The following is a 17,745-nucleotide window of genomic DNA, read 5'->3' as shown; positions in this document are numbered from 1 at the left end:
ATGACAGAACCCCCCTCCGACCTGAACCAGCGCATCGCTGAACGCGTGCGTGAGCTGCGCGCCGCCAAAGCCCTGTCGCTGGAAGCGCTGGCCACCAAAAGCGGCGTGAGCCGTTCCATGATTTCACTGATAGAGCGCGGCGAGAGCAGCCCGACCGCCGTGGTGCTGGAGCGGCTGGCCACCGGCCTGGGCGTGATGCTGGCCTCGCTGTTTGACGCCCCCGCCGTCCAGGCGCCCGCCAGCCCGGTGGCGCGCCATGCCGACCAAGTGCAGTGGCAAGACCCGGCTTCGGGTTATGTGCGGCGCAATATCTCGCCGCCCGGCGTGCCGCAGCCCATGCAGATTGTCGAAGTGCATTTCCCGCCGGGCGGGCGCGTCGCCTTTGAGACCGGCGCGCGCGACGCGCGTGTGCACCAGCAGGTGTGGGTGCTCGAAGGCACGATTGACATCACCGTGGGCGAAACGCGCCACGCGCTGCGCGAAGGCGACTGCCTGGCCATGCGGCTGGACCGCCCCACGATGTTCCACAACCCGACGCGAAAACCCGCGCGCTATGCGGTGGTGATCGCCACCGAGCCGGCTTGAACACCATGATGAACGCCACACTTTGGTCGCTGCGGCGGCTGCAATCCGTGAATGATGCGCAGCTCGCCGAGCTTGCCGATGTGCTGATCGACTGCGTGGAAGGCGACGCCTCGGTGAGTTTTATGCATCCGCTGCCGCGCGAACGCGCTGAAGCCTTCTGGCGCGGCGTGGCCGAAGGCGTGGCGGCGGGCGAGCGCGCGCTGCTGGTGGCCGAGGATGGCCATGGCATCTGCGGCACGGTGCAGCTGGTGCTGGCCCAGCCCGAGAACCAGCCGCACCGCGCCGACCTGGCCAAGATGCTGGTGCACCGGCGTTGCCGCCGCCAGGGCCTGGGCGAGGCGCTGATGCGCGCCGCCGAGGGGATGGCGCGCGATTGCGGCAAAACGCTGCTGGTGCTGGACACCGTCACCGGCGACAGCGGCGAGCGCCTGTACCTGCGCCTGGGCTGGCAGCGCGTGGGCGTGATTCCCGGTTATGCGCTGTTGCCGCGCGGCGGGCTGGTGGGCACGACGGTGTTTTACCGCGAGCTCGCCTGACGGAAGTTGTTGTGGGCTGTTTGCGCGCCTGCGGCAGGCGCAAGGCCCCGCGGCGCGTGCGCCGCTGTTTTCAGGCTTTCTTACCCGTGCGATGAACCACCATGCGCTCATGCAGGCGCGTGACGATGCGACTTCCCGTCCTGACGAAAAAGAAGGGGAAAACGCCATGGATGAACGCGGCGATGGCCGCCGACAGCAGCGGCAGGGCAAATGAAAAGGAAGCGGACATGTGCTCGAAATAACTCTCCCCTACGGAGTCAGGGTGTTCCTTGAACAGCTGGAGAATTTTTTCCATGGTCGTATCCGTCGAGTTTCGGGTTTGCGCCCCGTTTGCATCAATGCCTGCCAGGAATCATAGGCCTGCGGATCGGAAAATAAGTTGCAAATCCAGCTAGAAATCTCCTCATAATTAGAATTAATTTCTAATAATGTGGCCACATGGACAAAAAAGACATCAGAATCCTGGAGCTGTTGCAAGACGATGCCTCGATGGGGCTCAATGATCTGGCGCAGGCCGTCAGCCTTTCACCGACACCCTGCTGGCGGCGAATCCAGAAGCTGCGCGACGAAGGCGTCATCAAGCAGCAGGTCACCCTGTGCGACCCTGTCAAGCTCAATCTGGGCCTGACCGCCTTCGTGAGCATCCGCGCGAGCGTGCACAACGATGCGTGGACCCAGCGCTTCGTCAAAGGCATCGTCGCCATCCGCGAGGTGGTGGAGGTCTACCGGATGACGGGAGATATCGACTACCTGCTCAAGGTCGTGGTGCCCGACATCGCCGGTTACGACAGTGTGTACAAGCGCCTGATCAAGGTCGCCGAACTGCAGGACGTGAGTTCGGGCTTTGTGATGGAGGTGGTCAAGCACACCACCGCCCTCCCCATGGATTACGCGCTCCAAGCCTGAAGGCCGGACGCGTCAAAACCCCAGCATCGCGCCATCGGCCCGCATGGCCTGTGCAATCAATCGCATGTCGTGATCGCTGATATCAAACAGGCCGAAACGGAACTTGTAGCCCCAGCGCTGGCGGTCCTCCACAAACTCGAAATCATCGAGCAGCGGCAGTATGGATGCTTCCTGCGCGGCCACATAGGCCACGTCGCGGCGGAAAGGCACAAAACCGCCGCCCATGTCAAAGGCGTAAGGCTCGCCGGCCCGCACCAGGCCTATGGACACAAAGCGCTGGAGTTTGTCCTTGCCGCCCATGGTCAGCGCGGGCGAGTAGTAGGCCACCCGGTCGCCGGCCGACATGCGCCTGAGCGGCGCGCTTTTGCCGTGGCAGACCTGCATGTAGCCGGTGTCCGGCGCCGCACACCCGCGCCGCGCATGCTCGGCGCTGGCGACGGCTATCCAGTTCCTGCGGGTCATGCCGGGGCGTGCAGGCCGACGCGGTTGCCGTCCAGGTCGGTGATGTGGGCGAAAAATCCCAGGCCGGGCGGCAGCGCCTGGCGCGGCAGCGCGACCTTGCCGCCGGCCTTGACGGCGCGTGCCAGCGCGGCGTCCAGCGAGGGCGAGGCATCGAGGTAAATCAGGGTTCCATTCGATGCCGGCGCCGGCGCGGTGGGGCCGGCCAACAGAGCACCGCCCACGCCCTCTTCCGCCTCATAAGGAAACACCGCGCCTTCGGACGGGCCCATGGGTTCGCGGCGCAGCTTGCATTCGAGCATGGCTTCGTAAAAGGCCTGGGCCTTGTTGAGGTCGGTGGTGGGGATTTCAAACCAGCTGATGGCGTTTTTCATGGAAGGCTCCTTGTGTTGAAGAAGCCTTGATGATGCTGGGGGGCTACTGACAACGTGGTGTCAGGAGGATGTTGGCCCCCACGCTTTTCACTTCGTGAGCCTGCGGCGTTGCGCTGCCCCTTTCCTCAGATAAGGGGGCGCTGCGCCTGCGGCCTGGCAAAGCCAGTTCCGCGACCCCGGCTGGTCAGGTGTTTAGCCCACCTCTGGACATCAACGCGGAATCCAGCACTTCCACCCAATGCCGCACCGGTGTCCCCGTGCCGCTTTGCAAGTGCGTGATGCAGCCGATATTGGCCGAGATGATGGTGTCGGGCGCCGAGGCCTGCAGATTGCCCAGCTTGCGGTCGCGCAGCTGGTAGGCGATGTCGGGCTGCAGCACCGAGTAAGTCCCCGCTGAGCCGCAGCACAGGTGGGATTCGCAAGCCGCCAGCGTCACCGTGAAACCCAGAGCACCCATCAGCGTCTCCACTCCGCCGCGCAGCTGCTGACCGTGCTGCAGGGTGCAGGGCGGGTGGAACACCAGCGCGCCGGCACCGGCCTTGACCTTGCCCCGCAACTCGCCCACCAGTTCGGGCATCAGCTCGCTGAGGTCGCGCGTGAGTTCGCTGATGCGCGCGGCCTTGGCCGCATAGGCCGGGTCATCCTTGAGGATGTGACCGTAGTCCTTGACGGTGACGCCGCAGCCCGAGGCGTTCATGACGATGGCTTCCACGCCGCCGCCGTCGCCGCCCTCGCCCGCCGTCACGTGCGGCCACCAGGCGTCGATGTTGCGCCGCATCTGGGCCTTGCCGCCTTCCTGGTCGTTGAGGTGGAATTTCACCGCACCGCAGCAGCCGGCCTTGGGCGCCAGCAGGGTTTCTATGCCGGCCGCGTCCAACACGCGCGCGGTCGCGGCATTGATGTTGGGCATCATGGCCGGTTGCACGCAGCCTTCGTGCATCAGCATCTTGCGCGCATGTGCGCGTTGCGGCCAGGCGCCGGCGTCCTGTTTTTTCGGGACCTTGTTTTGCAGGGCCTGGGGCAGCAGGCCGCGCACAGCCTGGCCCGCTTTCATGGCGGGCGCAAACAGCGGCGAAGGCAAACCTTCCTTGAGCGCCCAGCGCAGGGCCTTCTCGCCGGCCGGGCGCGGCACACGCTCGTCGACCAGCTTGCGGCCTATGTCGACCAGGTGGCCGTATTCGACGCCGCTGGGGCAGGTGCTTTCGCAGTTGCGGCAGGTCAGGCACCGGTCCAGGTGCAACTGGGTCTTGCGCGTGGGCGCTTCGCCCTCAAGCACCTGCTTGATCAGGTAGATGCGGCCGCGCGGGCCGTCGAGTTCATCGCCCAGCAGCTGGTAGGTCGGGCAGGTCGCGGTGCAAAAACCGCAGTGCACACACTTGCGCAGTATCGCTTCGGCCTCGCGGCCTTGATCGCTGTTCCTGAATTCGGGGGAAAGATGGGTTTGCATGGTGTCAGGGCGCCTCTTTCAGGGCCACGGCAAGGGCCTTGCGCCTGGCGGCGCGCCGGTAATCGGCATACAGGGGCGGCAGGGACAGCATCAGCAGCATGAGCGCCAGCGGCATGACCCAGATAAAGCCGATGTACTTGAAGCCGGCCGCACCCACCACGCCGCCGGCGATGAACATGGCCAGCAAGGTGCCGAACAGCCGCAGCTTGATGCGGTTGGCGCGCACGCGCGACTCAGGCGGGCTGGCCGTGCGATTCCAGTAGAACATCTTGCCGAGCTCTATGCCCAGGTCGGTGATCACACCGGTCATGTGGGTGGTGCGGATCTGCGAGGACGAGATCTTGCTGACCAGCGCGTTCTGCAGCCCCATGGTGAAGGCCAGCACCAGCACGGTCAGCGGCACGGCGAAAGGGGTCTGGCGGTTCAGTGTCGCGCCCAGCAGGCCGAACAGCAGCATCAGTACGGCCTCCAGCAGCAGGGGCAGCGCGTATTCGCTGCGCAGGTGGTTCTGGCGCGCCCAGTTCACCAGCACGGCGGTCACGGCGGCGCCGGTGGTAAAGGCCAGCAGAGCCCCGACGGCGCCCAGCACCAGCGCCATGTGGCCCAGGACCAGGTTGTCGGCCAGCAGCGAGGCGAAGCCCGTCATGTGCGAGGTGTACATGCCGACCACAAGAAAACCGCCTGCGTTGATGGCACCGGCGTTGAAAGCCAGCAAGCCGCCCAGCAGGCGGTTCATATAGGGCGTGCGGTGCTGCCCGGTCAAGTGGCGAAGGCGTCGCATGGCTTGTTTACCAGTCCGCGTAGAGGCGGCCCGGGTTGAACACGCCGGCCGGGTCGAACTGTTTTTTGAGTTCGCGGTGTATGCGGTCCAGCGGCGGCTTGAGCGCGGAGAACACCGGCACGGATTTGCCGGCCGAGCGAAACAACGTGGCATGGCCTGAAGCTTGTGCCGTCGCTTCACGGATGAGCCCCGCATCACCGTCAGGCCGCTTGATCCAGCGCTGCGCGCCGCCCCATTCCACCAGCGTCTCGCCCAGCTCAAGCGGCGGCGCCGTGTCGGGCAGGCTGAGCCGCCACAGCGATTCATCGTCCTGCAAGGCAAAGAAGGGCTGGGTTTGCTCGCGCAGCGCGGTCCAATGGCGGGCCGCGTCGTTGTCCAGAACTTCTCCGCCCATGGATTTTTGCGCGGCGGCGACAGCGGCTTTTGCCCCGCGCAGGCGCACCCACAGGCGGCCTTCCCGCCAGCAGGAGGCGTTGACGGGCAAGGGCATGGCGCCCCAGCGGTTGAGCTGCTGCAAGGCGGCGGCTTCGTCGAGCTCAAACACCAGCGTGGCCTCTTGCGGCGCCAGCGGCAAAACCTTGAGGGAGACCTCCAGCAGCACGCCCAGCGTACCCAGCGAACCGGCCATCAGGCGCGAGACGTCGTAGCCGGCCACATTTTTCATGACCTGGCCGCCGAAGACCAGGCGCTCGCCCTTGCCGTTGAGCAGGACCACGCCCAGCATGTAGTCGCGCACGGCGCCCACGCTGGCGCGGGCCGGGCCGCTCAGGCCACTGGCCACCATGCCGCCCACGGTGGCCTGGGCGTCCGCGCCGCCGAAATGCGGCGGCTCAAAGGGCAGGCACTGGCCTTGCGCGGCCAACAGCGCTTCGAGTTCGGCCAGCGGCGTGCCGGCGCGCGCGGTGACCACCAGTTCGCTGGGCTCGTAGCTTGTGATGCCGCGGTGCGGCCGGATGTCCAGGACCCCGCCCGTGAGCGCCTGGCCGTAAAAATCCTTGCTGCCGCCGCCGCGCACGCGCAGCGGCGTGCCGGCGGCGGCCGCGCTGCGCACGCGTTCGGCCAGTGCGGCGCTCATATCAGTATCTGCAAGCATGGCGCCCATGGTAAGCCGCGCGGGCCGGCGTGATGTTGATTTTTTTGAACGCGGCCTGTTCGGTTTTTTCCGGTGGCCTCAATCCTGGAAAAAATTGACCGGCAGGCCGGGTACCTCGACCTGCATGGAAAACACGCAGCCCGAATCGGGATAGTCCCGCAATTCCTGCGCGGGCCGGTTGTAGCGCGCCGTCGTGAGGTACAGGGTCTTGAGGTCGTCGCCGCCGAAGCAGGGCATGGTGGGGCAGCGCGCCGGCACGGCGAACTCGGCCAGCAGTGCACCGGCGGGCGAGAGCTTGAGCATGCGCCCGCCCTCAAACATCGCGACGTAATAGTTGCCTTCGCGGTCCACCGCGGCGCCATCGGGCCGGCCGCCGTAGCCGGCCATACCGGGCTGCCAGCCCTCGGGCTTGCCGGGCCACTGCGCGAACACGCGGGGCTCGGTCATGGTGTTGCGCTCGGCATCCCAGTCCCAAGCGCGAATGATGTGGCGCGGCGTGTCGGACCAGTAGACCGTGGCGGCATCGGGCGACCAGGCCAGGCCGTTGGCGATGACGGCATCGCCCGCCTTGCGCTCGACCACGGGTGCACGGCCGCCGCGGCAATCCAGCGAAAACAGCTGGGCCGTGGATTTATCGCGCGGCTCGTACATGGTGCCGGCCCAGAAGCGCCCCAGCGGATCGGCCTTGCCGTCGTTAAAGCGCGTGGTCGCCGTGTCGTGGTCGGCCCGCATGAGCTGGCGCAGTTCTCCGCCCCATTCCCTGGCGCGGTAAATGCCGTCGCGCAGCGCGACCACCAGGCCGCCACTGCGCGCCGGCGCGATGCTGCCGGGCTCGGAAGGCATGGCCCAGCTTTCCACCGTGCCCATAAAAACGTTGCAGCGGTGCAGTTGCCGGCCGGGAATGTCTATCCAGTACAGCATCTGCTCGTCGGGATGCCAGAACGGCGATTCGCCGAGTCCGCTGGGCGGTGCAGCAAGGGTTTGCCAGGTCATCACGGTACCTTCGTTTTGTGTGGACAGCCGCCACTGTAGCGCCAAAAAAAACAGCCCACCGGTTTGCACCGGCGGGCTGAACATCCAAAGGAGACTCTCAGTAAATATCTAATAGGGCCGGACCGCCTCCAGGGCGGCCCGTCCGCCGTATCAGCGGTTGTAAGCGGTTTCGCCGTGGGACGTGATGTCCAGGCCTTCGCGCTCGTCTTCTTCGCTGACACGCAGGCCGATGGTCAGGTCCACCACCTTGTAGGCGATGAAGGAGACCACGCCGGACCAGACGATGGTGATCAGCACGGCCTTGGCCTGGATCCAGACCTGGCCGGCGATGGTGTAGGCGTCGGGCGTCACAGCCGTGGCGGTCACCCAGTCACCCACAAAGCTCGGGCCACCCAGTGCGGGCGAATTGAAGACGCCGGTGAGCAATGCGCCCAGGATACCGCCCACGCCGTGCACGCCGAACACGTCCAGCGAGTCGTCAGCGCCCAGCAGTTTCTTCAGGCCGTTCACGCCCCAGAGGCAGGCGAAGCCGGCGATCAGGCCGATGACCAGGCCGCCGCCTATGCCGACGTTGCCGGCTGCGGGGGTGATGGCCACCAGGCCGGCGACGGCGCCGGAGGCGGCACCCAGCATGGAGGCCTTGCCGCGCATCAGCGCTTCACCGACGCACCAGGCCAGCACGGCGGCTGCGGTGGCACCCAGGGTGTTGATAAAGGCCAGGGCGGCGAAGCCGTTGGCTTCCAGGGCGGAACCGGCGTTGAAGCCGAACCAGCCCACCCACAGCAGCGCGGCGCCGACCATGGTCAGGGTCAGGCTGTGAGGCGCCATGGCTTCCTTGCCGTAGCCGATGCGTTTGCCGATGCAGAAGGCACCGACCAGGCCGGCGACGGCGGCGTTGATGTGCACCACGGTACCGCCCGCGAAGTCCAGGGCGCCCATTTGCCAGATGTAGCCGCCTTTGGCGCTCATGGCGTCGGCGACTTCCTTGCCGGTGTAGGCGTCAGGGCCCATCCAGAACCAGACCATGTGGGCGATAGGCGCATAGCTGAAAGTGAACCAGATGGCCATGAACAGCAGCACGGCGGAGAACTTGATGCGTTCGGCGAAGGCGCCGACGATCAGCGCGCAGGTGATGCCGGCGAAGGTGGCCTGGAAGGCGGCGAACACGATCTCGGGGATCACGACGCCCTTGCTGAAGGTCGCGCCGTTGGCGAAGGTGCCCGCGACGTTGTCCCAGATGCCCTTCATGAAGAGCCGGTCGAAGCCGCCGAAGAAGGCGTTGCCCTCGGTGAAAGCCAGGCTGTAGCCGTAGATGAACCACAGCACCACGATCATCGAGAAGGTGACCATGACCTGCATCAGCACCGACAGCATGTTCTTGCTGCGGACCAGGCCGCCGTAGAACAGCGCCAGGCCGGGCACGGTCATCATGATGACCAGCAGCGTGGAAACCATCATCCAGGCGGTGTCGCCCTTGTTGGGAACGGGCGCAGGCGCTGCGGAGGCGGCCGCTGCGGGTGCGGAAGCCGCTGCGGCGGCGGCCGGGGCGGCGGCAGCCGCGGCTGCGGGCGCTGCGGAAGCGGCCGCTTCAGCCGGTTTGGCTTCGGCTGCCGAAGCGGCGGGCGCGGCGGCCGGGGCTTGTGCCATGACGGCGCCTGTCGTCAGCAGGCTCAGTCCCAATACAAGGGAAGCAAGTAGTTTTTTCATGTCGATATTCTCTTTTTGTGTGGATTGAGCCTTACAGCGCTTCCTTGCCGGTTTCACCGGTGCGGATGCGCACGACCTGCTCGAGGTTGTAGACAAAGACCTTGCCGTCGCCGATCTTGCCGGTGCGGGCCGCGCCCTCGACCGCTTCGATCACGCGATCCACCAGGTCGTCGGAGACAGCCGCCTCGATCTTGACCTTGGGCAGGAAGTCGACGACATATTCCGCACCGCGGTACAGCTCGGTGTGGCCTTTCTGACGGCCGAAGCCCTTGACTTCAGTGACCGTGATGCCTTGCACGCCAATACCGGACAGCGCTTCCCGCACTTCGTCCAGCTTGAACGGTTTGATGATGGCCGTTACGAGTTTCATGTTCAGGTTTCCTCCAAGGATGAATAAAGAAGCGGCCCCTCGGTGCGCCACTCCAGCTGCTTTACGGTTTTTGTGGGCGTAAAGATCAGGCGCTCTGAGTCAGGGATTTCGACGGTTGCGGAAAAGGTCCTATTCCCAGATTCCACGAAGTCTTCGTAGCACGTACCGTGCCAAAGCAAGCCCCTTTTCCGGGCGCAGTCCACCCACTTCGCGCTTGTCACGTTGAACACTGGGATCCAAAAAAATACGATAAGCACCAGATTGGGGCGTTCATCACGCACAACTTTGGAGCATCACCAGGGAGTCAATTCATGAGTTTGTCTTTAGTGCACAGCCGCGCCTTGCTGGGGCTGGAGGCGCGGCCCGTCCGCGTCGAGGTCCACTTGGCCAACGGCCTGCCCAGTTTCACGCTGGTCGGCCTGGCCGAAACCGAGGTCAAGGAGGCCCGCGAACGCGTGCGCTCCGCCATCCAGAACACCGGCCTGGAGTTTCCCGCCAATAAAAGAATCACCGTCAACCTCGCGCCGGCCGACCTGCCCAAGGATTCCGGCCGCTTCGACCTGCCGATTGCCCTGGGCATCCTGGCGGCCAGCGGCCAGGTTGACGCCCGCAAGCTCGAAGGCTATGAATTCGCCGGCGAGCTGTCCCTGGGCGGGGACCTGCGGCCCGTGCGCGGCGCGCTGGCCATGAGCCTGGCGCTGGCCCGCCCCGGGCGCGACGCCGCCGGCGCCGAAAAACTGCCCAAATTGGTGCTACCGGACGCCAGCGCCCAGGAAGCGGCCCTGGTGCCCGGCGCGGAGATATTCCGGGCGCTGCACCTGCTCGATGTGGTCAGGCAGTTTTTGCCGGGGGATGCCCCCGTGGAGGAGCTGGACGGCTGGTCGCGGGTGAAACCGGCACCGCCGCCCCCGCAGTCGGCCTACCCGGACCTGGCCGACGTGAAAGGCCAGGCCGCAGCCCGGCGCGCCCTGGAAATCGCGGCCGCCGGCGGCCACAGCGTGCTGATGATGGGCGCGCCCGGCTCCGGCAAATCCATGCTGGCACAGCGCTTTGCCGGCCTGCTGCCGGCCATGAGCACCGAAGAGGCGCTGGAAAGCGCCGCGGTGGCCTCCCTGGGCGGCCGCTTTTCGCTGGATAAATGGGCGCTGCGCCCGACCTGCGCGCCCCACCATACCGCCAGTGCCGTGGCCCTGGTCGGCGGCGGTTCGCCGCCGCGGCCCGGCGAGATCTCGCTGGCGCACCGCGGCGTGCTGTTCCTCGACGAGTTGCCCGAGTTCCCGCGCGCGGCGCTGGAGGCGCTGCGCGAGCCGCTGGAATCCGGCAGCATCACGATCTCGCGGGCCGCCCAGCGCGCCGAGTTCCCGGCCCGCTTCCAGCTGGTCGCGGCCATGAACCCCTGCCCCTGCGGCTACCTGGGCTCCAGCCTGCGGGCCTGCCGCTGCTCGCCCGAGCAGGTCTCGCGTTACCAGGGCAAACTCAGCGGCCCGCTGCTGGACCGCATAGACCTGCATGTGGAAGTCGGCGCCCTGGCGGCAGATGAACTCGTGAACACACCGCCCGGCGAGGCCACGGCCGACATCCGGCGCCGCGTCGTCGCGGCGCGCGAGCGCGCCTTGGCCCGGCAAGGCAGCACCAACCAGGCGCTGGCGGGCCAGGCCATAGACGCGCAATGCCAGCTCGATGACGCGGCCGCCAAATTCCTCAACACCGCGGCGGCCCGCCTGGGCTGGTCGGGGCGCAGCATTCACCGCTGCCTGAAAGTCGCCAGGACGATTGCCGACCTGGCCGACGCGCAGGTGGTGCAGACGGTCCATGTCGCAGAAGCGGTGCAGTACCGGCGCGCGCTCAAGGCCGCCCAGTGAGGGCCTGACGCTTCAGTCCACGCGCAGCCTGCGCGCCTTGCGGGTTTTCCACCAGCGCGAAAGATGCACCTTCAGGTCGTGGCGCGGGTGCGTGATGCGCCGGATCGCGCTCACGTAGTCGAGCGCCAGCCCCGGCGTCCAGGCCATGGCCTCGGCGCGCACCCGGGCGCCGCCCGCCATCCAGACGTCCGGGTGCAGCGCCAGCCGCAGCAGCGTGCGCCAGAAGGGCTTGTCGGCGAACACGCCTTCCATGGCCGCGTCCACGGCCTGCGTCACCACGACGGAGCAGTTGCGGGAAGTGAGGTTGTAGGTGTCGTCCTGGCGGTAGGCGTCCCAGAAGGCCTGCAGGTAGGCGCGGTTGTAGGCGCGAAAAAGAATCTTGTGCGTGGACGGCCGGGTCGCCGCGGCTTCCTCGGCATAGGACGGCAGCCAGACGCCGGGATGGTCGTTGCCGGAGGTGGCGCGCAGGTGGTCGACCAGGTTGGCTTGCGTGATCGCAAGGCGCACACGCGGGTGATGGCTGATGTACAGGCCGTCTTCGCACTCCAGCGCCACGTGGCCGGTGGAGACGCGGCCCTTTTTGGTCATGGAGGCGATGTAGCGCTCGATCAGTGGAAGGCGTATGCGGTCCTGGTCGCCGTCGACCGCGTCGACCGCCGTCCATACGTGCACCACCATGTGGCCGGCGGCGGCATTGGCGGCCAGCACCTCGGCGCTGGGCGGCGCCGCGTCGGGCGGCAGGACGCGGGTGCCTTGGTAAAGCTCGACGGCCGCGAGACGTGAGCCGCGCGGCAGGCGCCTGAGCCGCCAGGCGCCGCGCATCAGGATGTGGCCGCCTGCGACAAGCGCCAGGCCGGTGCACAGCGACACATTCATGCTCGAGGGCACCGGCCAGTTGGTCAACAGCAGCAGCGCCATGACCAGGTAGGCCCAGCCTATCAGGTTGGACTTGCGCCAGCTCGGGTAGCGGATCAGCCAGCTGGAAGCGATGCGGATCAGGCCGTTGAAAGTGAATGCGGCGCCGAACAGGATGCCGGCGGCAATCGAGTTGTCCCAGGGGAAATCGAGCACCAGGCAGGCGAACACCACCATGGCCGCGCCGCGCAGCATCTCAAAACGGCGCCGCTCCCGCGCGTGGGTAGCGCCCACCACCAGCTCGACCAACCCTTGGGCCAGCAGCACCGCGCCCAGCACCCAGGTGGCCACATCGGCCACGCCATCAACCAGGTCAACCAATAGCAGGATGCCCAAGAGGGCGGTCAGCACACCCGCCGCCATGAAAATTTTCCAGCGCCTGACCAGCGCGTCGCCGCCAAAAAGAATCAACGCAAGTCTGAACATGTTTTTTTGCTGTGCCGCCGCGCCGCCGTCCAGGCCGGCCGGCAAGGCCGGGTTTCACTTCAAGGCCGGGAAATCCACCACATAGGCATCCATGGGCAGGGCCGCGCGCTGCGGGCCCTGCTGGGGCAGCGGCTGGACGACAACCTTGCCCTGCTCGGTGGCGTCGGTGGCCAGCCCCTTGACGACAAAAGCGTCGATCACATAAGGCAGGCCCTGGGACGAAAGCGGGCCCATGCCGTCCGACACATGAAAATGCAGGTGTGGCGCCGTGGTGTTGCCCGAATTGCCCAGCAGCGCCAGCACCTGACCGCGCTTGACGCGGTCGCCGATGCGCACCTTGAGCGAACCGGGCTGCAGATGGGCGTAAAACGCGTAGTAGCCGCGGCCCAGGTCCAGGACCACGTGGTTGCCGGTGACGTTCTGCATGGTGGTGTCGGGCGGCAAGGCATTGGGCACGCGCTCGGGCAGGCCGTCGAGCACCGACACCACCTTGGCGTCGGCCACGGCAATGGCTTTTTGCCCGTAGGTCGGCCAGTTTGCGTTCTTGTTGCTGTCGCCGTTGCTTTGCTGCGAGTTCGCGTCCAGCTTGATCCAGTCGATGGCAAAGCGCTGGCTCACATACAGCACGCCGTTGACGGGAATGCCGGCGCGCCGGTGCGGGACTTCCTTGCAGCAGCCGTTAAAGGCCACCCAGCCCGTTCCCTCCAGCGGCGGGCCTATCAGCGGCGCCGGCCGGGTGCTGATGGCCACATTGCCGCCGGTCTGCGTGGTCTGGACCGTGCCTTCGCTCGCAGGTTTGACGGCGGCCGTGAGCCTGACCTCCGCGCCGGCCGTCACCACGCGGTGCGACAGCGCTTTCGGCAGGGGCTGGCCGGGCTCCAGCACCACGTCGATCCAGAAGAAGCCGGCCTGTGCCGCGTCCATGCTGTCGGTGGCGGCGCCGCCCAGCAGGGAGAAAGTGCGCGCCACTTCGGCGCCGGACACGCTGGCCAGCACCTTGCCGGAGCCGGCGTCCAGCACCTCCAGCGACACCAGCTTGACGGGCACGGCGCGCGCATTGATCACCTGCAGCTCGTAGTCGATGTGCACGCGCCCGTCGGCACCGAGAAAGGGCACGGGGCGCGAGGCGGCACTCAGCAGCACAGGGGTGTTCTGGTCGTGCGCGCCCGCGAATTCGAACTTGTCCAGGCCCGCCTTGGGCCCCGCCGCCATCGCCTGAAAACTGCCGGCAAACATGAACGGAGCCAGCAGGAGCATGAAAAAACGCCGCATGCGATCCTCCTTGTGATGGTCCGGGTCATCATAGCGCCAAGCCCCGGGGACGGCACCCCTTCGCGCGTGCCCTGGGGCCATAAAAAAACCCCGCAACGCGGCGGGCGTTGCGGGGTTTTTTTGAGAGTCCGTTGAAGGGGCGATGCCCCCGGGGGGCTTAGCGGCCGCCGTAGTAAGGCGAAGTCTCCTGCGGCTGCGCGGCCACGGGCGCGGGCGGCGGCTTGGGACCGTAAACGGCGCCGTCGTTGGTGCGCAGTACATTGCCTTCCACCGTCACGCGGCTGCCCACGCTGGGGGCGCGCGCCACTTCCACCATGCGCTGCGAACCGTCTTCCATGCGCACGCCGACCTGGTAGACGGTTTCCTTGCGCATATGGCCTTCGATTGCGTTGCCGGCAAAACCGCCGCCGACCGCACCCAGGATGGTGGCCGCGGTGCGGCCGCCGCCATGGCCGATCTGGTTGCCGAGCACGGCGCCCAGCACGCCACCGGCGACGGCGCCCGCGCCGACACCGGCGGGTTTGGTGGAGCGCTCAACGGGCGTGACCGATTCAACGGCGCCGCACACATGGCAGACCGCGGCCACGGCAACCGGCGCGGGCGTGGGGCCGGGAGCGGGCGAAATACCGGCGTAGCTGGGCGCGGGCGCCGGTTTGGGCGTGGGCTTGGCCACCTTCTTGGCGGGAACGGGGGCGGGTTTGGCGGGGGCTGCGGCCGGCTTCTCGGCCAGATCGTCCGCGGCGCTGGCGCTGCTGCTGGCCGCGGCCAGGGGCGCAGCCGCTTGCGGCGTTGCCTGCGGGGTGGCCAGCGCCACCGGCGGCGTGGCGCCTGCCGGGTTGCGCATCTGGTAAATCATGGTGCCGCCCATGGCCAGGACGGCGACGCCCAGAATGCCGACGGCGGCCCACAAGGGCTTGTTGGCCGACGAGGCCTGCTGGCCGGGCTGGAGGTTTTCAGTGGATATGTTCATGGCAATTCCCTCTATTGAGATCAGATCGCTTGTTCAACGTTTCCCATGCCGTGAAAGTAAACACGCTTTGGCAAGCGGCTGTGTATTTATGTAAACGCTGCTTATTCTGCGGCAAAGTCGCCGTAAATGCGAATGGCGGCGACCATCCTGGAAACGGTTGTTCCAGGAGGGTTCTGAGTGGTTTTTAAAGATTCGGTGCGAGCAGGCGCTGCAGTTCATCCGCCTTGAGGCCACGCCGCTGCGACAGGTCCTGCAGCTGGTCGTCGCCTATCTTGCCGACGTTGAAGTAGGTGCTTTGCGGGTGGCTCAGGTAAAAGCCGCTGACGCTGGCCGCTGGGGTCATGGCCAGGCTTTCGGTCAGGGTCATGCCGATCTCGCCGGCCTTGAGCAGCTCGAACATCTCTTTCTTGACGCTGTGGTCCGGGCAGGCCGGGTAGCCGGGCGCCGGGCGTATGCCCTGGTATTTTTCGGCGATCAGCGCCTCGCCGTCCAGCGATTCGGCGGGCGCATAGCCCCACAAGTCCTTGCGCACGCGCTGGTGCAGGCTTTCGGCGAAGGCCTCGGCCAGGCGGTCGGCCAGCGCCTTGAGCATGATGGACGAGTAGTCGTCGTGGTCGTCGAGGAAGTACTTCTCCTTCTTCTCGGCGCCTATGCCGGCCGTCACGGCGAAGACGCCGATGTAGTCGGCAATGCCCTTGGGCGCTATGAAATCGGCCAGGCACCGGCTGGGCCGCATGACGCCGTCGATCGCGGTTTTTTCGGTCTGCTGGCGCAGGCCGTACCAGGTCATGGCGACTTCGCTGCGCGTCTCGTCGGTGTAGATCTCGATGTCGTCGCCCACGCTGTTGGCCGGGTAGAGAGCCATCACGCCGTTGGCGGTCAGCCAGCGGCCTTCGATGAGGCGCTTGAGCATGCGCTGCGCGTCGCCGTACACACGCACGGCCTCGGTGCCCACCACCTCGTCTTTCAGGATGGCCGGGAAAGGCCCGGCCAGGTCCCAGGTCTGGAAGAAGGGGCCCCAGTCGATGTAGTGCGCGAGCTCGGCCAGGTCGAAGTTCTTGAACACGCGCCGGCCGATGAACTTGGGCACGGGCGGCGTATAGCCGGCCCAGTCCATGGGCGTGGCATTGGCGCGCGCCTTGGCCAGCGGCCACATGGGCACCTGTTTTTTGTTGGCGTGTTGGGTGCGCACCTTGTCGTAGTCGGCGTAGAGCTCGTCGATGTATTTGGCCGCCTGGTCGGACAGCAGGCTTTGCGCCACGCTCACGCTGCGCGAGGCATCGGGCACGTAGACCACCGGACCTTCATAGTGCGGCGAAATCTTGACGGCCGTGTGCACCCGGCTGGTGGTGGCGCCGCCTATGAGCAGCGGGATTTTCTTGATGCGGAAATGCTCGTCCTTCTGCATTTCGGCGGCCACATACTGCATCTCTTCCAGGCTGGGCGTGATCAGGCCGGACAGCCCGACGATGTCGGCGCCCTCGACCTTGGCGCGCGCCAGGATCTCATGGCAGGGCACCATCACGCCCATGTTGACGACTTCAAAGTTGTTGCACTGCAGGACCACCGTGACGATGTTCTTGCCGATGTCGTGCACATCGCCCTTGACGGTGGCGATGATGATCTTGCCCTTGGTCTTGACGTCGCCGCCGGCGGCTTCGAGCTGCAACTTTTCGGCCTCTATATAAGGCAGCAGATGCGCCACGGCCTGTTTCATCACGCGGGCGCTCTTGACCACCTGGGGCAAAAACATCTTGCCCTGGCCGAACAGGTCGCCGACCACGTTCATGCCGTCCATCAGCGGGCCTTCGATGACATGCAGCGGGCGGCCGCCCCCGGCAAGAATCTCCCGGTACATCTCTTCGGTGTCTTCGGTGATGAATTCGTTCATGCCGTGGACCAGCGCATGCGACAGGCGCTGGCGCACCGGCAGGGCGCGCCATTCGTTTTTCTTGCTGTCGTCCTTGGCGCCGCTTTTCGCGGTTTCGGCCACTTCGATCAGGCGCTCGCTGGGCGTGAGCTCGGGCTCACCGGGTTTGTAGACGGGCGTGCGGTTGAGCACCACATCCTCGACGCGCTCGCGCAGCACCGGGTCCAGGTCGTCGTAGACGCCGACCATGCCGGCGTTGACGATGCCCATGTCCATGCCGGCCTGGATCGCGTGGTAGAGGAACACGGTGTGGATGGCTTCGCGCACCGGGTCGTTGCCGCGAAAGCTGAAGGACACGTTGGACACGCCGCCCGAGACCTTGGCGCCGGGCAGGTTCTGCTTGATCCAGCGCGTGGCGTTGATGAAGTCGACCGCGTAGTTGTTGTGCTCCTCGATGCCGGTGGCGATGGCGAAGATGTTGGGGTCGAAGATGATGTCCTCGGGCGGGAAGTCGAGTTCGTCGACCAGCACGCGGTAGGCGCGCTCGCAGATCTCGATCTTGCGCTCGTAAGTGTCGGCCTGGCCTTTTTCGTCGAAGGCCATCACCACGGCGGCGGCGCCGTAGCGCTTGAGCAGCTTGGCCTGCTGCTTGAAGGGCTCCAGGCCCTCTTTCATGGAGATCGAATTGACGATGCCCTTGCCCTGGATGCAGCGCAGGCCGGCCTCGATGACGCTCCATTTGGAGCTGTCGATCATGATGGGCACGCGCGCGATGTCGGGTTCGCTGGCGATCAGGTTCAGGAAGCGCACCATGGCGGCCTGGCTGTCCAGCATGGCCTCGTCCATGTTGATGTCGATGATCTGCGCGCCGTTTTCCACCTGCTGGCGGGCTACCGCCAGGGCCTGCTCGTATTCACCGTTCAAAATCATGCGGGCGAAGGCCTTGGAGCCGGTGACGTTGGTGCGCTCGCCGATGTTGACGAACAGGGTGCCCGCGCCTATGTCGACCGGCTCCAGGCCGGACAGCTTCATGGGGGGGACGGAGACGGAATTTTCGGTTTCGGACACGGACTCACCTTGGGGCTAAGGTGAGCGTCGTTGCAGAAGGCCGCCGCGCGGCGGCCGCCGTAACCCAAGCCTGACGGACGCTGGGTTCCGCTGCAACGCTCCTTGGGTTGG

The 17,745-nt window shown here is 66.3% G+C and carries 17 protein-coding genes and 1 riboswitch; of the genes, 4 read left to right on the top strand and 13 right to left on the bottom strand.

The annotated features are described in order from the left end of the window. Window positions 1–585, top strand: a complete 585-nt coding sequence (locus PMI15_RS20450; RefSeq protein ID WP_007873842.1) for a helix-turn-helix domain-containing protein — start codon at window positions 1–3, stop codon at window positions 583–585. A 5-nt stretch (window positions 586–590) separates the two neighbouring features. Beyond that, window positions 591–1,121: a GNAT family N-acetyltransferase gene (locus tag PMI15_RS20445; protein ID WP_007873841.1), complete on the top strand. Its 531-nt coding sequence runs from the start codon at window positions 591–593 to the stop codon at window positions 1,119–1,121. A gap of 70 nt (window positions 1,122–1,191) precedes the next feature. Here the strand turns inward: PMI15_RS20445 and PMI15_RS20440 are convergent, their stop codons facing one another. Further along, window positions 1,192–1,416 (bottom strand): DUF6356 family protein, encoded by a 225-nt coding sequence (locus PMI15_RS20440; protein ID WP_007873840.1) that lies wholly within the window; start codon window positions 1,414–1,416, stop codon window positions 1,192–1,194. 143 nt (window positions 1,417–1,559) lie between these two features. Between PMI15_RS20440 and PMI15_RS20435 the strand changes: the two genes are divergently transcribed. Further along, window positions 1,560–2,027, top strand: coding sequence for an Lrp/AsnC family transcriptional regulator (locus PMI15_RS20435; RefSeq protein ID WP_007873839.1), 468 nt, complete (start codon window positions 1,560–1,562; stop codon window positions 2,025–2,027). Window positions 2,028–2,039: 12 nt separating this feature from the next. On the opposite strand, the gene PMI15_RS20430 is transcribed toward PMI15_RS20435, so the two are convergent. From PMI15_RS20430 to glnK, 8 genes are all read right to left on the bottom strand, one after another. Continuing rightward, window positions 2,040–2,489 (bottom strand): EVE domain-containing protein, encoded by a 450-nt coding sequence (locus PMI15_RS20430; protein ID WP_007873838.1) that lies wholly within the window; start codon window positions 2,487–2,489, stop codon window positions 2,040–2,042. Further along, complete coding sequence (locus PMI15_RS20425; RefSeq protein ID WP_007873837.1) at window positions 2,486–2,860, bottom strand: VOC family protein; 375 nt, start codon at window positions 2,858–2,860, stop codon at window positions 2,486–2,488. Before PMI15_RS20425 ends, PMI15_RS20430 begins: the two co-directional genes overlap by 4 nt. 184 nt (window positions 2,861–3,044) lie before the next feature. Further along, window positions 3,045–4,307 carry a glycolate oxidase subunit GlcF gene (gene glcF, locus PMI15_RS20420; RefSeq protein ID WP_007873836.1) on the bottom strand — a complete coding sequence of 421 codons (1,263 nt, stop codon included), beginning with the start codon at window positions 4,305–4,307 and terminating at the stop codon, window positions 3,045–3,047. Between the two features lie 4 nt (window positions 4,308–4,311). After that, a complete protein-coding gene (locus tag PMI15_RS20415; RefSeq protein WP_007873835.1) occupies window positions 4,312–5,088 on the bottom strand; it encodes a YoaK family protein in 777 nt (258 codons plus the stop codon). Between the two features lie 7 nt (window positions 5,089–5,095). Then, complete coding sequence (gene glcE / locus PMI15_RS20410) at window positions 5,096–6,190, bottom strand: glycolate oxidase subunit GlcE (RefSeq protein WP_007873834.1); 1,095 nt, start codon at window positions 6,188–6,190, stop codon at window positions 5,096–5,098. A 69-nt stretch (window positions 6,191–6,259) separates the two neighbouring features. After that, the gene (locus PMI15_RS20405; RefSeq protein ID WP_036840372.1) at window positions 6,260–7,174 is read right to left on the bottom strand and encodes an SMP-30/gluconolactonase/LRE family protein; all 915 of its coding nucleotides are present in this window, start codon (window positions 7,172–7,174) and stop codon (window positions 6,260–6,262) included. 150 nt (window positions 7,175–7,324) lie between these two features. Next, a complete protein-coding gene (locus tag PMI15_RS20400; protein ID WP_007873832.1) occupies window positions 7,325–8,881 on the bottom strand; it encodes an ammonium transporter in 1,557 nt (518 codons plus the stop codon). A gap of 31 nt (window positions 8,882–8,912) precedes the next feature. Further along, window positions 8,913–9,251: a P-II family nitrogen regulator gene (gene glnK / locus PMI15_RS20395; protein WP_007873831.1), complete on the bottom strand. Its 339-nt coding sequence runs from the start codon at window positions 9,249–9,251 to the stop codon at window positions 8,913–8,915. A gap of 311 nt (window positions 9,252–9,562) precedes the next feature. Between glnK and PMI15_RS20385 the strand changes: the two genes are divergently transcribed. Further along, window positions 9,563–11,113 carry a YifB family Mg chelatase-like AAA ATPase gene (locus PMI15_RS20385; RefSeq protein WP_007873830.1) on the top strand — a complete coding sequence of 517 codons (1,551 nt, stop codon included), beginning with the start codon at window positions 9,563–9,565 and terminating at the stop codon, window positions 11,111–11,113. Between the two features lie 12 nt (window positions 11,114–11,125). Here PMI15_RS20385 and PMI15_RS20380 read toward each other — a convergent pair whose 3' ends face one another. The 4 genes from PMI15_RS20380 to metH all read right to left on the bottom strand — a co-directional run bounded on the left by PMI15_RS20380 (window position 11,126) and on the right by metH (window position 17,634). Then, entirely contained in the window at window positions 11,126–12,454 is a 1,329-nt protein-coding gene (locus PMI15_RS20380; protein WP_157214689.1) for an HdeD family acid-resistance protein, read from the bottom strand. Window positions 12,455–12,508: 54 nt separating this feature from the next. Then, a complete protein-coding gene (locus tag PMI15_RS20375; protein WP_007873828.1) occupies window positions 12,509–13,726 on the bottom strand; it encodes a M23 family metallopeptidase in 1,218 nt (405 codons plus the stop codon). 157 nt (window positions 13,727–13,883) lie between these two features. Further along, window positions 13,884–14,696 carry a glycine zipper 2TM domain-containing protein gene (locus tag PMI15_RS20370; RefSeq protein WP_007873827.1) on the bottom strand — a complete coding sequence of 271 codons (813 nt, stop codon included), beginning with the start codon at window positions 14,694–14,696 and terminating at the stop codon, window positions 13,884–13,886. A gap of 184 nt (window positions 14,697–14,880) precedes the next feature. Further along, the gene (metH, locus tag PMI15_RS20365) at window positions 14,881–17,634 is read right to left on the bottom strand and encodes a methionine synthase (RefSeq protein WP_007873826.1); all 2,754 of its coding nucleotides are present in this window, start codon (window positions 17,632–17,634) and stop codon (window positions 14,881–14,883) included. A 15-nt stretch (window positions 17,635–17,649) separates the two neighbouring features. Beyond that, window positions 17,650–17,744, bottom strand: a riboswitch (S-adenosyl-L-homocysteine riboswitch). Window position 17,745 lies beyond the last annotated feature (1 nt).

Source organism: Polaromonas sp. CF318 (assembly GCF_000282655.1).
Classification (GTDB): Bacteria; Pseudomonadota; Gammaproteobacteria; order Burkholderiales; family Burkholderiaceae_C; genus Polaromonas.
This window is presented reverse-complemented; position numbering and strand designations above follow the sequence as displayed.

Excerpts from the sequence above, each read along its gene's own strand:
- PMI15_RS20450 (WP_007873842.1), top strand. The coding sequence starts at position 1 with ATGACAGAACCCCCCTCCGACCTGAACCAGCGCATCGCTGAACGCGTG.
- PMI15_RS20445 (WP_007873841.1), top strand. The coding sequence starts at position 591 with ATGATGAACGCCACACTTTGGTCGCTGCGGCGGCTGCAATCCGTGAAT.
- PMI15_RS20440 (WP_007873840.1), bottom strand. The coding sequence starts at position 1,416 with ATGGAAAAAATTCTCCAGCTGTTCAAGGAACACCCTGACTCCGTAGGG.
- PMI15_RS20435 (WP_007873839.1), top strand. The coding sequence starts at position 1,560 with ATGGACAAAAAAGACATCAGAATCCTGGAGCTGTTGCAAGACGATGCC.
- PMI15_RS20430 (WP_007873838.1), bottom strand. The coding sequence starts at position 2,489 with ATGACCCGCAGGAACTGGATAGCCGTCGCCAGCGCCGAGCATGCGCGG.
- PMI15_RS20425 (WP_007873837.1), bottom strand. The coding sequence starts at position 2,860 with ATGAAAAACGCCATCAGCTGGTTTGAAATCCCCACCACCGACCTCAAC.
- glcF (WP_007873836.1), bottom strand. The coding sequence starts at position 4,307 with ATGCAAACCCATCTTTCCCCCGAATTCAGGAACAGCGATCAAGGCCGC.
- PMI15_RS20415 (WP_007873835.1), bottom strand. The coding sequence starts at position 5,088 with ATGCGACGCCTTCGCCACTTGACCGGGCAGCACCGCACGCCCTATATG.
- glcE (WP_007873834.1), bottom strand. The coding sequence starts at position 6,190 with ATGGGCGCCATGCTTGCAGATACTGATATGAGCGCCGCACTGGCCGAA.
- PMI15_RS20405 (WP_036840372.1), bottom strand. The coding sequence starts at position 7,174 with ATGACCTGGCAAACCCTTGCTGCACCGCCCAGCGGACTCGGCGAATCG.
- PMI15_RS20400 (WP_007873832.1), bottom strand. The coding sequence starts at position 8,881 with ATGAAAAAACTACTTGCTTCCCTTGTATTGGGACTGAGCCTGCTGACG.
- glnK (WP_007873831.1), bottom strand. The coding sequence starts at position 9,251 with ATGAAACTCGTAACGGCCATCATCAAACCGTTCAAGCTGGACGAAGTG.
- PMI15_RS20385 (WP_007873830.1), top strand. The coding sequence starts at position 9,563 with ATGAGTTTGTCTTTAGTGCACAGCCGCGCCTTGCTGGGGCTGGAGGCG.
- PMI15_RS20380 (WP_157214689.1), bottom strand. The coding sequence starts at position 12,454 with ATGTTCAGACTTGCGTTGATTCTTTTTGGCGGCGACGCGCTGGTCAGG.
- PMI15_RS20375 (WP_007873828.1), bottom strand. The coding sequence starts at position 13,726 with ATGCGGCGTTTTTTCATGCTCCTGCTGGCTCCGTTCATGTTTGCCGGC.
- PMI15_RS20370 (WP_007873827.1), bottom strand. The coding sequence starts at position 14,696 with ATGAACATATCCACTGAAAACCTCCAGCCCGGCCAGCAGGCCTCGTCG.